This is a genomic window from Pseudomonas sp. TWRC1-2 (assembly GCF_049896685.1).
Lineage (GTDB): Bacteria > Pseudomonadota > Gammaproteobacteria > Pseudomonadales > Pseudomonadaceae > Aquipseudomonas.
In genome coordinates this window covers 750,870-765,457 of sequence record NZ_JAFCUU010000002.1, presented here as the reverse complement: position 1 = coordinate 765,457, position 14,588 = coordinate 750,870, and the positions used below count along the sequence as shown (strand labels likewise).

At 60.6% G+C, this 14,588-nt stretch carries 13 protein-coding genes; 11 read left to right on the top strand and 2 right to left on the bottom strand.

The genetic code is table 11. From position 1 onward, the window contains the following. Window positions 1–192 precede the first annotated feature (192 nt). From ACP7B3_RS08000 to ACP7B3_RS07990, 3 genes are all read left to right on the top strand, one after another. Window positions 193–1,524, top strand: a complete 1,332-nt coding sequence (locus ACP7B3_RS08000; RefSeq protein WP_145159305.1) for a dicarboxylate/amino acid:cation symporter — start codon at window positions 193–195, stop codon at window positions 1,522–1,524. A 258-nt stretch (window positions 1,525–1,782) separates the two neighbouring features. Continuing rightward, on the top strand, window positions 1,783–2,769 hold the full coding sequence (locus ACP7B3_RS07995) for an XdhC family protein (protein ID WP_426178595.1): 987 nt from the start codon (window positions 1,783–1,785) through the stop codon (window positions 2,767–2,769). Then, complete coding sequence (locus ACP7B3_RS07990) at window positions 2,766–3,356, top strand: nucleotidyltransferase family protein (RefSeq protein WP_369301434.1); 591 nt, start codon at window positions 2,766–2,768, stop codon at window positions 3,354–3,356. The genes ACP7B3_RS07995 and ACP7B3_RS07990 overlap by 4 nt, the downstream gene beginning before the upstream one ends. Window positions 3,357–3,470: 114 nt before the next feature. Here ACP7B3_RS07990 and rne read toward each other — a convergent pair whose 3' ends face one another. After that, entirely contained in the window at window positions 3,471–6,674 is a 3,204-nt protein-coding gene (gene rne, locus ACP7B3_RS07985; RefSeq protein ID WP_426178594.1) for a ribonuclease E, read from the bottom strand. A 759-nt stretch (window positions 6,675–7,433) separates the two neighbouring features. Between rne and rluC the strand changes: the two genes are divergently transcribed. From rluC to ACP7B3_RS07970, 3 genes are read left to right on the top strand one after another with little or no spacing between them, the layout of a single operon-like run. Further along, a complete protein-coding gene (gene rluC / locus ACP7B3_RS07980) occupies window positions 7,434–8,393 on the top strand; it encodes a 23S rRNA pseudouridine(955/2504/2580) synthase RluC (protein ID WP_426178593.1) in 960 nt (319 codons plus the stop codon). Next, complete coding sequence (locus tag ACP7B3_RS07975) at window positions 8,380–9,042, top strand: HAD-IA family hydrolase (RefSeq protein WP_242196148.1); 663 nt, start codon at window positions 8,380–8,382, stop codon at window positions 9,040–9,042. Before rluC ends, ACP7B3_RS07975 begins: the two co-directional genes overlap by 14 nt. A 21-nt stretch (window positions 9,043–9,063) precedes the next feature. Further along, window positions 9,064–10,047, top strand: coding sequence for a S49 family peptidase (locus ACP7B3_RS07970; RefSeq protein WP_145159295.1), 984 nt, complete (start codon window positions 9,064–9,066; stop codon window positions 10,045–10,047). Between the two features lie 130 nt (window positions 10,048–10,177). Here the strand turns inward: ACP7B3_RS07970 and ACP7B3_RS07965 are convergent, their stop codons facing one another. Then, on the bottom strand, window positions 10,178–10,756 hold the full coding sequence (locus ACP7B3_RS07965; protein WP_369301430.1) for a Maf family protein: 579 nt from the start codon (window positions 10,754–10,756) through the stop codon (window positions 10,178–10,180). Between the two features lie 105 nt (window positions 10,757–10,861). Between ACP7B3_RS07965 and ACP7B3_RS07960 the strand changes: the two genes are divergently transcribed. From ACP7B3_RS07960 to fabG, 5 genes are all read left to right on the top strand, one after another. Continuing rightward, window positions 10,862–11,392 (top strand): YceD family protein, encoded by a 531-nt coding sequence (locus tag ACP7B3_RS07960; RefSeq protein ID WP_032886799.1) that lies wholly within the window; start codon window positions 10,862–10,864, stop codon window positions 11,390–11,392. 13 nt (window positions 11,393–11,405) lie between these two features. Next, complete coding sequence (rpmF, locus tag ACP7B3_RS07955; protein ID WP_008152339.1) at window positions 11,406–11,588, top strand: 50S ribosomal protein L32; 183 nt, start codon at window positions 11,406–11,408, stop codon at window positions 11,586–11,588. A 4-nt stretch (window positions 11,589–11,592) separates the two neighbouring features. Next, the gene (gene plsX, locus ACP7B3_RS07950) at window positions 11,593–12,603 is read left to right on the top strand and encodes a phosphate acyltransferase PlsX (RefSeq protein ID WP_416362772.1); all 1,011 of its coding nucleotides are present in this window, start codon (window positions 11,593–11,595) and stop codon (window positions 12,601–12,603) included. Between the two features lie 144 nt (window positions 12,604–12,747). Beyond that, complete coding sequence (gene fabD / locus ACP7B3_RS07945) at window positions 12,748–13,686, top strand: ACP S-malonyltransferase (protein WP_426178592.1); 939 nt, start codon at window positions 12,748–12,750, stop codon at window positions 13,684–13,686. 32 nt (window positions 13,687–13,718) lie between these two features. Continuing rightward, window positions 13,719–14,462: a 3-oxoacyl-ACP reductase FabG gene (fabG, locus tag ACP7B3_RS07940; protein ID WP_106576155.1), complete on the top strand. Its 744-nt coding sequence runs from the start codon at window positions 13,719–13,721 to the stop codon at window positions 14,460–14,462. Window positions 14,463–14,588: the final 126 nt, after the last annotated feature.

The window sequence follows — 14,588 nt, the reverse complement described above, 5'->3', positions numbered from 1 at the left end:
CAGCCCTGATGTCTAAAGGCCTTCAGCATTTTTTAAGCGAAGTGGCACGGCGTTTGCGATACAGAAAACAGCGCAGGCCTGTTTCAGCAGACCTCGCAAACAACAAATCCCTCCAGTGCAGGAGGGTTCGCAATTCAAGTGTCGTGGGCAATGGCGGATATTTGCCACACGGTGCGATTGAGGAACTTTGCAATGACGACTCGTCAGCCACTGTACAAATCCCTGTATTTCCAGGTGATCGTTGCAATCGTTATCGGTATTTTGCTCGGTCACTTCTACCCGCAGACCGGCGTGGCGCTCAAGCCACTGGGTGACGGCTTCATCAAGCTGATCAAAATGGTCATCGCCCCGATCATCTTCTGCACCGTTGTCAGCGGCATCGCTGGCATGCAAAGCATGAAATCGGTGGGCAAAACCGGTGGCTACGCGCTGCTGTACTTCGAAGTTGTTTCCACCATCGCCCTGTTGATCGGTCTGGTCGTGGTTAACGTCGTGCAACCGGGCGCCGGCATGCACATCGACGTGGCTACCCTGGACGCCTCCAAAGTCGCGGCCTACGTGACTGCCGGTGCAGACCAGAGCGTGGTTGGCTTCATCCTTAACGTGATCCCGAACACCATCGTCGGCGCTTTCGCCAACGGCGATATCTTGCAAGTGCTGATGTTCTCGGTGATCTTCGGTTTCGCCCTGCACCGCCTGGGTGCCTACGGCAAGCCGGTGCTGGACTTCATCGATCGCTTCGCGCACGTGATGTTCAACATCATCAACATGATCATGAAGCTCGCGCCACTGGGTGCCCTGGGCGCCATGGCGTTCACCATCGGCGCCTACGGGGTAGGCTCGCTGGTACAGCTGGGTCAGCTGATGATCTGCTTCTACATCACCTGCATCCTGTTCGTGGTCGTGGTGCTGGGCGCCATCTGCCGCGCACACGGTTTCAGCGTGTTGAAGCTGGTTCGCTATATCCGTGAAGAGCTGTTGATCGTACTGGGGACTTCCTCCTCCGAATCGGCACTGCCACGCATGCTGATCAAGATGGAGCGTCTGGGCGCGAAGAAATCCGTAGTAGGCCTGGTGATCCCGACCGGCTACTCCTTCAACCTCGACGGTACCTCGATCTACCTGACCATGGCGGCCGTGTTCATCGCTCAGGCGACCGACACCCACATGGACATCACCCACCAGATCACCTTGCTGCTGGTGCTGCTGCTGTCCTCCAAAGGCGCTGCAGGCGTGACCGGTTCGGGCTTCATCGTGCTGGCGGCCACCCTGTCGGCTGTTGGCCATCTGCCGGTTGCCGGCCTGGCGCTGATCCTGGGTATCGACCGCTTCATGTCCGAAGCCCGCGCACTGACCAACCTGGTCGGTAACGCCGTTGCCACCATCGTTGTGGCCAAGTGGGTCAAGGAACTGGACACCGACAAGCTGCACAGCGAGCTGGCGTCCGGCGGCACTGGCATCTCCGACACCCGTCCGGAAGATGACCTGGGCGTGGCTGAAGGCCCTGCTCCTGCGGTCAAGTAACATGCCGAAGGCGTGAATCGCGCCAGACGCTCTGCAAACGCCCCGACTTGATCGGGGCGTTTGCGTTTCTGCGGGGTCACTTTTCGGTGCTTTTGATTTACAGTCAGTCACCGCTTCATCAAATCGCGATGAGGCTCGTATCTGCCTACGTCCGTTGGCCCTGACCGGACGATGCTGATGAAACTCACGCCGGGGTGTCCGCTCTAAAACCCATTAGCCAGCCGCATGTTTGCGCTGCAATCGCTTGCAGGAGTTTTGATGGACAGTGTGGATCTGAATGTCTTGCGCAGCGTGCTCGATTGGCGCCGCGCAGGGCACCGAGTGGTGCTCTACAGCGTGGTCCAGACCTGGGGCAGTGCGCCGCGCCCGCCTGGGGCGATGTTGGCCTTGCGGGGCGACGGTGTCGTGATTGGGTCGGTGTCCGGTGGCTGCATCGAGGATGACTTGATCGCGCGCTTGCAGGACGGTCGCTTGCCGGACGACGGGCCGCCGGTGCAACTGGTGACCTATGGCGTTACCCGGGATGAAGCTGCGCGTTTTGGCTTGCCCTGCGGCGGTACATTACGCCTGACCGAAGAGCGCGTGGACGACTGGGCTTGGGTCGCCCAATTGCTGGCGCGGTGTGAGGCGCATGAAATCGTTGCGCGCGAGTTGGACCTGGCCACTGGCGAGGTGAACTTGAGCGGTGCGAGCAAGACCGATGTCGTGACCTTCGATGGTGAACGCCTGCGCGCGATCTATGGCCCCCGCTGGCGTTTGTTGCTGATCGGTGCGGGCCAGTTGTCACGCTACGTGGCCGAGATGGCGCGGTTGCTGGATTTCGAAGTGCTGATCTGCGACCCGCGTGAAGAGTTCGTCTATGGCTGGGAAGAGCAGCACGGCCGCTTTGTACCGGGCATGCCGGATGAAGCGGTGCTCAATATCCAGACCGATGAACGCACTGCCATCGTCTGTCTGACCCACGATCCACGCCTGGATGACATGGCGCTGCTGACGGCGCTCAATTCCACGGCGTTCTACATTGGTGCCCTTGGTTCACGGGTCAACAGCCAGAAGCGCCGAGAGAACCTGGCGGCGCTGGGCCTGTCGGCGGAGGCCATTGCCCGCTTGCATGGGCCGATCGGTTTGCACATCGGCAGTCATACACCGTCGGAAATTGCGTTGTCGTTGATGGCCGAAATCGTTGCGATCAAGAACGGCGTGGCACCACTGCAGAAAAAGCCGTTGCCGGTAGCGGCCCAATGACCGTTGCCGCGATTGTGCTGGCGGCCGGGCAGGGCAGTCGTTTTCGGGCTGAGGCGGGGGCTGATAAAGACAAGTTGCTGGCCGATTGCGTGGGCCTAGATGGTGTGACGCGGCCGGTGATCGAGCAGGTGCTTGTGAATTTGCCTGAGCGTGTTGTAAAGCGCTGGGTGGTGACTTCGCCGGACCGCCTGGAGGTGATTCGCCTGGCACAGGCTTACGGCTGTGAAGTCCTGTTGCTGCATTCTGCCGGCATGGGCGACAGCCTTGCGGCGGTGGTTGCCGCCAGTGGCGCGGCAGACGGCTGGTTGGTGGTATTGGGCGACATGCCGTTTATTCAATCATCGAGCATTGAACAGGTACTGGATGCGCTGCAGGAAGAGGGTATCAGCGTGCCGGTGCATGCGGGAGCGTGCGGCCATCCTGTGGCGTTTGGTCGTGCGTTCGGGCCAGGCCTGATGGCGTTGACCGGGGATCGTGGCGCCAAGCCTCTGTTCGCTCAGGCGAAGGTAGCGCAGGTTCACGTGAATGATCCGGGTGTGCTTTGGGATGTGGATCTGCCACAGAGGCTGAATTTCAACGCTGACTGAATGTGGGAGCGGGCTTGCTTGCTCCCGTGTTGGAACTGCGCAGGTCTCAAATCAATCGCCCATAAAAAAGCCCCGCCTGATCACTCAGGCGGGGCTTTTTAGTGGCTGATGGAATCAGACGAGAGGTTTAGGCTCGTGTTCTGCTTCCAAAGCCTTTGGGGCGTGTTCAGCGGCAGCCGGGGCTGGCGCCTCGACCACTTCAGCAGCAGCCGGTGCGGCAGCGGCTGCCGCGGCGGCGGCCTCAGCTTCCTTGCGACGGCGACGCACTTCACGTGGGTCGTTCGGCGCGCGGCCATTTTCAGTCAAGGCGCTGGCAGGGGCGGCTTCAACCACCGGGGCGGCGACTTCGGCAACCACTGGTGCTTCAACCACTGGCGCAGGCTCGGCAACCACCACCGGAGCGGCTTCAACCACTTCGGCAACCGGTGCTGGCGCTTCTTCTGCCACAGGGGCAGGGGTCGGCGCTTCAACCGGAGCGGCTGGCTCGGCAGTCCACTGGAAGGCGGTCTGTTCTTCGCGAACTTCACGCACTGCCGGGGCGGCCTCTTCGACAACCGGCGCTTCAACCACGGCTTCAACCACTGGCTGAGGCTCAACCACCGGTGCAGGCTCGACAGCGGTGACTTCCGCTGCCGGTTGGGCTTCGCGAACCGGTGCAACTTCCACTTCCGGCACCACTGGGGCTTCGATCGGGGTGGTTGCTTCGACGACTGGCGCTTCAACTACCGGCGTTTCAACTGCCGGGGCCTCAACCACTGGCGCTTCAACCGCTGGCGTTTCGGCGACTGGCGCTTCTACAGCAGAGGTGTCTTCGACGGCGGCAGTGGCGCGTTCAGCTTGCTCGTGAGCCTGGGCTTCAGCAGGTGCGCTGATCACCGAGGTGGCCACGGCGGCTGTCACAGCCAGGCCGGCAGCCAGTTCGGCGCCAGTCGGTTCGGCGGTGGCGGCTTCTGCGTTTTCGCCGGACTCTTCCGAGCCTTCGATGACATTGCCGTTGGCGTCACGTTGACGCTCGCGACGGTTGCTGCGACGACGCTGGCCACGGGAGCGGCGACGTGGACGATCGCCTTCGGCGTTGTCCTGGCTGTCTTCCTGCAGTTGCTCTTCGCTCGTCAGCACTTCTTCTTCGCTGGCGGCAGCGGCTTGCTCGGCGCGTGGTTGACGCTCTTCACGCGGTGGGCGCGGCTGGCGCTCTTCACGTGGGGCGCGTTCTTCACGCGGCTGGCGAGCCGGGCGTTCTTCGCTGGCGGCTTCGGCAGCCACGGCTGGCGCTGCGTCCAGTGGCTCGCGCAGTTCACGCACACGTTCTTCACGCTCGCCACGTGGCTTGCGGTCTTCACGAGGGGCGCGTGGGGTACGTGGTGCGCGCTCTTCACGCGGTGCACGTTCTTCACGGGCTACGGCTGGAGTTTCTTCGCGGGCTTCGCGGGCTTCGCGAGGTGCACGCTCTTCACGTGGCGCGCGTTCTTCACGCGGCTTGCGCTCTTCATCACGGCGACCGTTGCGGTTACGGCTTTGCTGGCGACCGTTGCGACGTTCTTCGTTACGGGCCGGGCGCTCGGTGGCAGGTTTTTCAACCACTACCGGAGCAACAGGCTCTTCCTTGATGGCGAACAGGCTGACCAGCGACTTCACCAGGCCTTTGAACAGGCTTGGCTCAGGCAGGGCGGCTGGCGCGGCAACCGGGGCGGCTACTTCGGCAGGTACCGGTGCGTTGGCACGCGCCGGCGCGGTCTTCACGGCAGCTTCCTGGCGAACCAGGGTGCGGGTTGCGGCAGCTGGCTGGACTTCTTCCACTTCAGCCGCGGCAGCAGCGATTTCGTAGCTGGACTGGCCGCTGTGCGCTTCCGGGCTGTCATCACGCAAGCGCTGCACTTCGAAGTGCGGCGTTTCGAGGTGATCGTTCGGCAGGATGACGATACGGGCACGGGTGCGCAGTTCGATCTTGGTGATCGAGTTGCGTTTTTCGTTGAGCAGGAAAGCTGCAACCGGGATCGGCACTTGCGCGCGGACTTCGGCGGTGCGGTCTTTCAGAGCTTCTTCTTCGATCAGGCGCAGGATTGCCAGGGACAGCGATTCAACGTCACGGATGATGCCGGTGCCGTTGCAACGCGGGCAGACGATGCCGCTGCTTTCGCCCAGGGATGGACGCAGGCGCTGACGGGACATTTCCAGCAGGCCGAAGCGCGAGATGCGGCCGACCTGTACGCGGGCACGGTCAGCTTCCAGGCATTCGCGGACTTTTTCTTCCACGGCGCGCTGGTTTTTGGCCGGGGTCATGTCGATGAAGTCGATCACGATCAGGCCGCCGATGTCACGCAGGCGCAGCTGGCGAGCGATTTCTTCAGCCGCTTCCAGGTTGGTCTGCAGGGCGGTTTCTTCGATGTCGCTGCCTTTGGTCGCACGCGCCGAGTTGATGTCGATGGACACCAGGGCTTCGGTCGGGTCGATCACAATGGAGCCACCGGAAGGCAGTTCGACGACGCGCTGGAAGGCGGTCTCGATCTGGCTTTCGATCTGGAAACGGTTGAACAGCGGAACGCTGTCTTCGTATAGCTTGATCTTGCTGGCGTACTGCGGCATTACCTGGCGGATGAAGGTCAGGGCTTCGTCCTGGGCTTCAACGCTGTCGATCAGCACTTCGCCGATGTCCTGGCGCAGGTAATCGCGGATGGCGCGGATGATCACGTTGCTTTCCTGGTAGATCAGGAACGGCGCGGAACGGTCCAGGGACGCTTCTTTAATAGCGGTCCACAGTTGCAGCAGGTAGTCGAGGTCCCACTGCATTTCTTCGCTGCTGCGGCCAAGGCCGGCAGTGCGCACGATCAGGCCCATGTCGGCTGGTGCAATCAAGCCGTTCAGCGCTTCACGCAGTTCGTTGCGCTCTTCGCCTTCGATGCGACGGGAAATACCGCCGGCACGTGGGTTATTCGGCATCAGCACCAGGTAACGGCCGGCCAGGCTGATGAAAGTGGTCAGGGCGGCGCCCTTGTTGCCACGTTCTTCTTTTTCGACCTGAACGATGACTTCCTGGCCTTCGCTCAGGACGTCCTTGATGTTCACGCGGCCTTCTGGGGCTTTCTTGAAGTATTCGCGGGAGATTTCTTTGAGGGGCAGGAAGCCGTGGCGCTCGGAGCCGAAATCGACAAAGGCAGCCTCAAGGCTTGGTTCGATGCGAGTAATACGGCCTTTATAGATGTTGGCCTTCTTTTGCTCGCGTGCACCGGATTCGATGTCCAGGTCGTAGAGGCGTTGGCCATCTACCAGTGCAACACGCAACTCTTCGGGTTGAGTTGCGTTAATCAGCATTCTTTTCATGTTGTACCGTCGGTTTCCGGGCTGCCGGAAACGGCGTTCGGCACACACGACTTCTCACGGTCGGTGTCAGGTGCGTCAAGAGTGGTTGGCCACTCCAGTGTCCAGCAATAACGAGCCAATTGGGCCGGTATCGCGACGGACGCGTCCTGCTTGTTAGCGGTGGTGACAAAGGCACCACTTCAACAAAAGCTAAGGTCAGGAGGAGGAATCAACCGGCGACTGTGGACGAGATGAAGCGTCTAAATATAAGCCTAGTGCTACACGGTCCGACGGTTGTGCATCTCCACCCTACACGTATCCCTGATAATTCGGGTGCTGCCGCGCGCAGAATCCGCAGCGGGTTGGCATTTACCGTGTTCTCCAATGGGGAGTCCACGCTCATGGCTAAACAAGACTAGGTGTGGGCGACTGCGCTCTCACTCAGCTCTTAACAGGCGTTGTTTCCGAAGCTTTCGCCATGGTCTGGCTCAAGACTGACTGCACTTTGTGAACTGGCCGTAAATATCGGCGCAGAACGCGACTATTCACTCTGCTTTCTGCACTCGCTTCAGGCCTCATGTCACCTGCGCTTGTTACAATCTCGAGCCTTCCAAGGTGGCAAAAGCCCCGTAGGACGGCCTCGCGTCCTGATGAATTGCGATGGTCAGGGCCGGCAGTTTGCCGCAAGTCCTCTGTCCAGGCCGCTTTTGGCGGCGTTCGCGACTATAGCAGCAATGATTAAGTGCTTCAATTCCATAAAAAATTGTTATCATCGCCGCCATGACGACTACCGCCCCCCAGACCCCCAGCGTCCAGCTGCTCGAGGTCTCGCCGGAATATGCCGGCCAACGCATCGACAATTTTCTCCTGGCCAGGCTCAAAGGCGTGCCCAAGACCTTGATTTACCGCATCTTGCGTAAAGGCGAAGTGCGCGTGAACAAGGGCCGCATCAAGCCCGAGTACAAGCTGCAGGCGGGCGATATCGTCCGTGTGCCGCCGGTTCGCGTGCCTGAGCGTGACGAACCCGTGCCGCTGGCCCAAGGCTTGCTGCAGCGCCTTGAGGCTTCAATTGTTTTCGAAGACAGCAAGCTGATCGTGATCAACAAACCGTGCGGCATTGCGGTGCACGGCGGCAGCGGCCTGAATTTCGGCGTGATCGAAGCGTTCCGTCAGTTGCGCCCGGATGCCAAGGAGCTGGAGTTGGTCCACCGCCTGGACCGCGACACCTCCGGTCTACTGATGATCGCCAAAAAGCGCAGCATGTTGCGCCACCTGCACACTGCCCTGCGTGGCGATGGTGTCGACAAGCGCTACATGGCGCTGGTGCGTGGCAACTGGGCGAGCTCGATCAAAAGCGTTCGTGCGCCGCTGCAAAAGAGCAACCTGCGCTCCGGCGAGCGTATGGTCGAAGTGGACGAGGAGGGCAAAGAAGCCCTGACCCTGTTCAAAGTGCTGCGCCGTTTCGGTGACTTCGCCACCATGGTCGAGGCCAAGCCAGTGACCGGGCGTACTCACCAGATTCGCGTGCATACCCTGCACGCAGGCCACTGCATCGCCGGCGACACCAAGTACGGTGATGAGGATTTTTCCAAGGAAATCCGCGACCTGGGCGGCAAGCGCCTGTTCCTTCACGCCTACATGCTGACGGTTCCGCTGCCTGATGGCGGTGAGCTCAAGCTGCAGGCGCCGGTCGACGAAATGTGGGCCAGGACCGTGGAGCGTTTGAGTGTCGCACCTTGATTACAAACTGCTGATCTTTGACTGGGACGGCACCCTGTGCGATTCCATCGGGCGGATCGTGGAATCAATGCACGCAGCTTCAACCCGCTCGGGCTTTGCGTTGTGCACCGATCTCGCGGTCAAAGGCATCATCGGCCTGGGCTTGCCTGAAGCCATCCGTACCCTGTACCCGCAGATCAGTGACGCTGAGCTGGTGACCTTTCGCGACCATTACGCCGAACACTACATCGCGCTGGAGGCCACGCCTTCGCCGCTGTTCGACGGTGTGGTGCAATCGCTGGAGGCCTTTCGTGCCCAGGGTTATCACTTGGCAGTCGCCACCGGCAAAGCCCGTCGCGGGTTGGACCGGGTCCTTAAGGCGCACAACTTCGAAGATTATTTCGACATCACCCGGGCGGCGGATGAAACCGCCAGCAAGCCTCATCCTCTGATGCTTGAGCAGATCCTTGCCCATTGTGGTGTGTCGCCGCGTCAGGCGTTGATGGTAGGCGATGCCTCCTTCGACCTGATGATGGCGCGCAATGCTGGCATGGACAGTGTGGCGGTCAGCTACGGCGCTCAGGCTGCCGAGGCCTTGCAGCAGTACGAGCCGAGGCTGACGATTGATCATTTTTCCGAACTGCAGGCCTGGCTCAGCCGGGCCCAATAAGTCTTTGCTGGGGTTAATGGCATGAGTGACGAGTGGAAGGCGCCGGAAAAGGCGGATAGCAGCGATGATAAAAGCTGGAAGCTGCTGGAGAAGACCCTCCTGGCCAGTGTTCAGGAACAGCGCCGTGCGCGGCGTTGGGGGATTTTCTTCAAGCTGCTGACCTTTATCTGGCTGCTCGCGATGCTGGTGCTGTTCAGTCCACTGATGGACATGGAAAAAAGCGCTACCCGTGGCAGTAACTACACCGCCTTGATCGAAGTGCGTGGCGTGATCGCCGACAAAGAGTCCGCCAGCGCCGACAATATTGTCAGCAGCCTGCGCGCGGCGTTTGAAGACCCGAAGGTCAAGGGCGTGATCCTGCGCATCAACAGCCCAGGTGGCAGTCCGGTGCAGTCGGGTTACGTGTATGACGAGATTCGCCGTCTGCGCGGCCTGCACCCGGATATCAAGGTGTATGCGGTGATTTCCGACCTGGGCGCCTCGGGCGCCTATTACATCGCCAGCGCCGCTGACCAGATCTACGCCGACAAGGCCAGCCTGGTCGGCTCCATTGGCGTGACGGCGGCCGGTTATGGCTTCGTTGGCACCATGGAGAAGCTGGGGGTTGAGCGTCGCACTTACACCTCGGGTGAGCACAAAGCGTTCCTCGACCCGTTCCAGCCGCAAAAAGCTGATGAAACCCAGTTCTGGCAGGGCGTGCTCGATACCACTCACCGTCAGTTCATTGCCAGCGTGAAGCAGGGGCGTGGCGATCGTCTGAAGGATAAAGACCATCCGGAGCTGTTCTCCGGGCTGGTGTGGTCGGGTGAGCAGGCGTTGCCGCTGGGCTTGATCGATGGGCTGGGCAGTGCCAGTTCGGTGGCGCGGGACGTGATTGGCGAGAAGGAATTGGTGGATTTCACCGTTCAGGAGTCGCCGTTTGATCGCTTCTCCAAGAAGCTGGGTGCCAGCGTGGCCGAGAAGCTGGCGATGTACATGGGCTTCCAGGGCCCGACGTTGCGCTGATACCTCGAAAGCGGCAGGGTTCAAACTGTGGGAGCTGGCTTGCCTGCGATAGCATCACCTCGGTTCGACTGATGTTCCGAGGTGTGTGCATCGCAGGCAAGCCAGCTCCCACATTGGTTTTGTGGTGGGCTTAGGGGGTCTGTACGCCTTCGGCCAGCAGCATGTCCACCAGGCGAATCAGTGGCAGGCCGATCAGGCTGGTCGCATCCGGCCCTTCGGTGCTCTGGAACAAGCTCACGCCCAGTCCCTCGGCCTTGAAGCTGCCGGCGCAGTCATAAGGTTGCTCGATCCGAAGATAACGCTCGATGCGTTCAGCGCTCAGTTCGCGCATGTGCACCGTAAACGGTACGCAGTCGACCTGGCAGTGCCCGGTCTCGCTGTTCAGCAGCGCCAGCCCGGTAAGGAAGCTGACACGCTTGCCGCTCGCTGCCAGCAGTTGCGCGCGCGCGTTCTCGAAGGTGTGGGGCTTGCCGATGATCCTGCCCTCCAGAGCAGCGACCTGATCGGAGCCAATGATCAAATGCCCCGGATGGCTGCCGGCGAGGGCGCGAGCTTTCTGTTCGGCCAGGCGCTTGACCAGCTCAATGGCGGATTCATTTTCACGGTGGCTTTCGTCGATATCCGGCGAGCTGCAGATGAACGGCAGGTGCAGGCGGCTCAGCAATTCCCGGCGATAAACCGAGCTGGATGCAAGTAATAAAGGCAGCATAGGCGTCTCCTCAGAGCAGCCGGGGATTCTAGCGGGGTGACCGGCTGACGCACAGGGCTGAATTTCCTTTGACATGGCCGGGTGCATCCCTATAATGCTGCGCCTATGTTGAATGACCCGATTCCACCTCACGTTGACCCGCGCAAATTGGCAGATCGTGGCACTTCCCTTCAAGGTGAATTGCTGCTGGCCGATTTGGAGAGACTCTGCGACCCGCTTTCCGACACTGTCGGTACGGTGCAGGCCAAATTTGTTTTTGAACGAGATGAACGTAAGTCTGTGGTAATCCACAGTTTTATCGACACCGAAGTCAAAATGGTTTGCCAGCGTTGTCTTGAGCTGGTCACCCTGCCGATTCACAGCGAATGCAGTTACGCTGTGGTGAAGGAGGGTGCGAATACCCAGTCGTTGCCGAAAGGTTATGACGTGCTGGAACTGGGCGAAGATCCTTTGGATCTGCATGCACTGATCGAGGAGGAGCTTTTGCTCGCCTTGCCCATTGTGCCTGCTCATCATCCGGAAGAATGCCAGCAGCCGGAGGGTCTCGATGACGAGGCCGAGCCGAGCGAGGACGAGGTAACGCGGTCCAACCCGTTCAGTGTATTGGCGCAGTTAAAGCGTGACCCAAACGTTTAGGAGTTAATCAATTATGGCTGTTCAGCAGAACAAAAAATCCCGCTCTGCCCGTGACATGCGTCGTTCGCACGATGCCCTGACGGCAAGCACTCTGTCTGTAGAAAAAACCACCGGTGAAATTCACCTGCGTCACCACGTATCGCCAGAAGGCGTATACCGTGGCCGTAAAGTGATCGACAAGGGCGCTGACGAGTAATCACTTGTCTGCTCAAGTCATCGCGATTGACGCAATGGGCGGGGACTTCGGTCCCCGCAGCATTGTTCAGGCCTGCATTGCCAGCCTGTCCGCTACGCCCTCGCTGCACCTGACCCTCGTCGGTCAACCCTCCCTTCTTGAAGAATTGATTGCCAGCCATCCGGCGGTGGATCGCGCGCGCCTGACGATTACGCCAGCCAGTGAAACCATCAGCATGGATGACAAGCCGGCGGCAGCCCTGCGTGGCAAGCCCGACTCTTCGATGCGGGTGGCGCTTGAGCTGTTGCGTGATGCCAAGGTGCAAGCCTGTGTCAGTGCTGGCAATACAGGAGCCTTGATGGCGTTGTCGCGGCATGTGCTCAAGACACTGCCCGGGATCGATCGCCCGGCGATGGTTGCGGCCATCCCCACACAAAAAGGCTACTGCCAACTGCTGGACCTGGGTGCGAACGTCGATTGCAGTGCCGAGCACCTGTTCCAGTTCGCGGTGATGGGCTCGGTGGCCGCTGAGGCGTTGGGCGTGACCCGGCCGCGGGTGGCGTTGCTGAATATCGGCACCGAAGACATCAAGGGCAATCAGCAGGTCAAGCTCGCCGCCGCCTTGCTGCAAAATGCGCGAGGGGTGAACTACGTCGGGTTTGTCGAAGGTGACGGTGTGTACCGTGGCGAAGCCGACGTGGTGGTATGCGATGGGTTTGTCGGCAATATCCTGCTCAAGTCCAGCGAAGGCCTTGCAACCATGATCGCTACGCGTATCGAGGCCTTGTTCAAGCAGAATCTCGCCTCACGCATGGTTGGCGCCCTGGCGCTGCCGTTGATGCGCCGCTTGCAGGCCGACCTGGCGCCGGCGCGGCACAACGGTGCGAGCTTTCTGGGGTTGCAGGGCATTGTGGTGAAAAGCCATGGCTCGGCAGGGGTGCAAGGTTTTCAAAGTGCGATTGCGCGGGCGCTGATCGAGATCCAGGAAAACCTGCCGCAACGCTTGCACGGCCGTCTTGAGGACTTGTTGCCTTAGGCGAATTGGCCCGGGAATGCTTAAATGTGACCGGCCAGTTCAATTGACCATCCAATCTGTCAGTTTCGTGCGCTCCCACCCGTGGATTCATCTCAAAATCGGGAGCGTTCATTTTTGACGACCAGATCATTAGGGGCTTGTTACATGTCTACATCCCTCGCATTCGTCTTTCCAGGGCAGGGTTCGCAGTCCCTCGGCATGTTGGCCGAGCTGGGCGCGCAACATCCGTTGATCCTGGACACCTTCAAGGAAGCTTCCGACGCCCTGGGTTACGACCTGTGGGCGCTGACCCAGCAAGGGCCGGAAGAGCAACTCAATCAAACCGATAAAACCCAGCCGGCCATCCTCACCGCGTCGATCGCGCTGTGGCGCCTGTGGCTGGCTGAAGGTGGCGCGCGCCCGGCTTACGTGGCCGGTCACAGCCTGGGCGAATACAGCGCCCTGGTGGCTGCGGGCAGCCTGACTCTGGGCGAAGCGGTCAAGTTGGTCGAGCGTCGTGGTCAACTGATGCAAGAAGCCGTTCCTGCCGGGCAGGGCGGCATGGCCGCTATCCTGGGTCTGGACGACGCCGTGGTGATCGAAGCCTGCGCCGAAGCGGCCCAAGGCGAAGTGGTCAGCGCGGTGAACTTCAACTCGCCTGGCCAGGTGGTGATCGCCGGTGCCAAGGCTGCCGTTGAGCGTGCCATCGAAGGTTGCAAGGCTCGTGGTGCCAAGCGCGCCTTGCCATTGCCGGTCAGCGTGCCGTCCCACTGTGAGCTGATGCGCCCGGCTGCCGAGCGGTTTGCCGAGTCCATCGCCGCCATCAACTGGCAGGCGCCGCAGATTCCGCTGGTGCAGAACGTCAGCGCGGCCGTTGCCGCCGACCTCGAGACCCTCAAGCGCGACCTGCTGGAGCAACTCTACAAGCCTGTGCGCTGGGTTGAGTCGGTCCAGACCCTGGCGGCCAAGGGGGCCACCGAGCTTGTCGAGTGTGGCCCGGGCAAGGTCCTCGCTGGCCTGAACAAGCGCTGCGCCGACGGCGTCTCGACTGCCAACCTCAATACCCCGGATGCCTTCGCTGCCGCCCGCGCGGCACTGGCCTGAATCCCTGATCCCCGAACTTAGGAGAAGCCTGCATGAGTCTGCAAGGTAAAGTTGCACTGGTTACCGGCGCGAGCCGTGGCATTGGCCAGGCGATCGCCCTGGAACTGGGCCGTCAGGGCGCCGTAGTCATCGGCACCGCGACATCCGCCTCGGGTGCCGAGCGTATCGCCGCCACCTTGAAGGAAAACGGCGTTCAGGGCACGGGCCTTGAGCTGAACGTGACCAACGATGAGTCGGTTGCCGCTGTGCTGGCGCAAATCACTGCACAATTTGGCGCACCGGCTATTCTGGTGAACAACGCCGGTATCACCCGCGACAACCTGATGATGCGCATGAAAGACGACGAGTGGTACGACGTGGTCGATACCAACTTGAACAGTCTGTTTCGCCTGTCCAAGGGCGTTTTGCGTGGCATGACCAAGGCGCGTTGGGGCCGAATTATCAATATTGGCTCCGTAGTGGGTGCCATGGGCAACGCAGGCCAAGTAAACTACGCGGCGGCCAAAGCCGGTCTGGAAGGTTTCAGTCGTGCATTGGCGCGTGAAGTCGGTTCGCGGTCGATTACGGTCAACTCGGTGGCCCCAGGGTTCATCGACACCGATATGACCCGCGAACTGCCGGAAGCACAGCGTGAAGCGTTGCTGACGCAGATTCCGCTGGGCCGTCTGGGCCAGGCTCAAGAGATCGCAAATGTGGTCACTTTCCTGGCATCCGACGGTGCGGCATACGTGACTGGGGCTACAATCCCGGTGAACGGCGGGATGTACATGAGTTAAATTGTGACGGATCGCTTCAAAAAAATGTCATACGAGCTGTCTAAAATCCGTTATAAAGCTGCAACTTAATTTATAGGCTGGTGGCCGACCGGGTACAGGGTGAAGCTTTCAGTTGAAAAGCTGAAA

Excerpts from the sequence above, each read along its gene's own strand:
- ACP7B3_RS07970 (WP_145159295.1), top strand. The coding sequence starts at position 9,064 with ATGAGTGACGAGTGGAAGGCGCCGGAAAAGGCGGATAGCAGCGATGAT.
- rne (WP_426178594.1), bottom strand. The coding sequence starts at position 6,674 with ATGAAAAGAATGCTGATTAACGCAACTCAACCCGAAGAGTTGCGTGTT.
- ACP7B3_RS07960 (WP_032886799.1), top strand. The coding sequence starts at position 10,862 with ATGTTGAATGACCCGATTCCACCTCACGTTGACCCGCGCAAATTGGCA.
- ACP7B3_RS07990 (WP_369301434.1), top strand. The coding sequence starts at position 2,766 with ATGACCGTTGCCGCGATTGTGCTGGCGGCCGGGCAGGGCAGTCGTTTT.
- fabD (WP_426178592.1), top strand. The coding sequence starts at position 12,748 with ATGTCTACATCCCTCGCATTCGTCTTTCCAGGGCAGGGTTCGCAGTCC.
- ACP7B3_RS07965 (WP_369301430.1), bottom strand. The coding sequence starts at position 10,756 with ATGCTGCCTTTATTACTTGCATCCAGCTCGGTTTATCGCCGGGAATTG.
- rluC (WP_426178593.1), top strand. The coding sequence starts at position 7,434 with ATGACGACTACCGCCCCCCAGACCCCCAGCGTCCAGCTGCTCGAGGTC.
- ACP7B3_RS07995 (WP_426178595.1), top strand. The coding sequence starts at position 1,783 with ATGGACAGTGTGGATCTGAATGTCTTGCGCAGCGTGCTCGATTGGCGC.
- ACP7B3_RS08000 (WP_145159305.1), top strand. The coding sequence starts at position 193 with ATGACGACTCGTCAGCCACTGTACAAATCCCTGTATTTCCAGGTGATC.
- rpmF (WP_008152339.1), top strand. The coding sequence starts at position 11,406 with ATGGCTGTTCAGCAGAACAAAAAATCCCGCTCTGCCCGTGACATGCGT.
- fabG (WP_106576155.1), top strand. The coding sequence starts at position 13,719 with ATGAGTCTGCAAGGTAAAGTTGCACTGGTTACCGGCGCGAGCCGTGGC.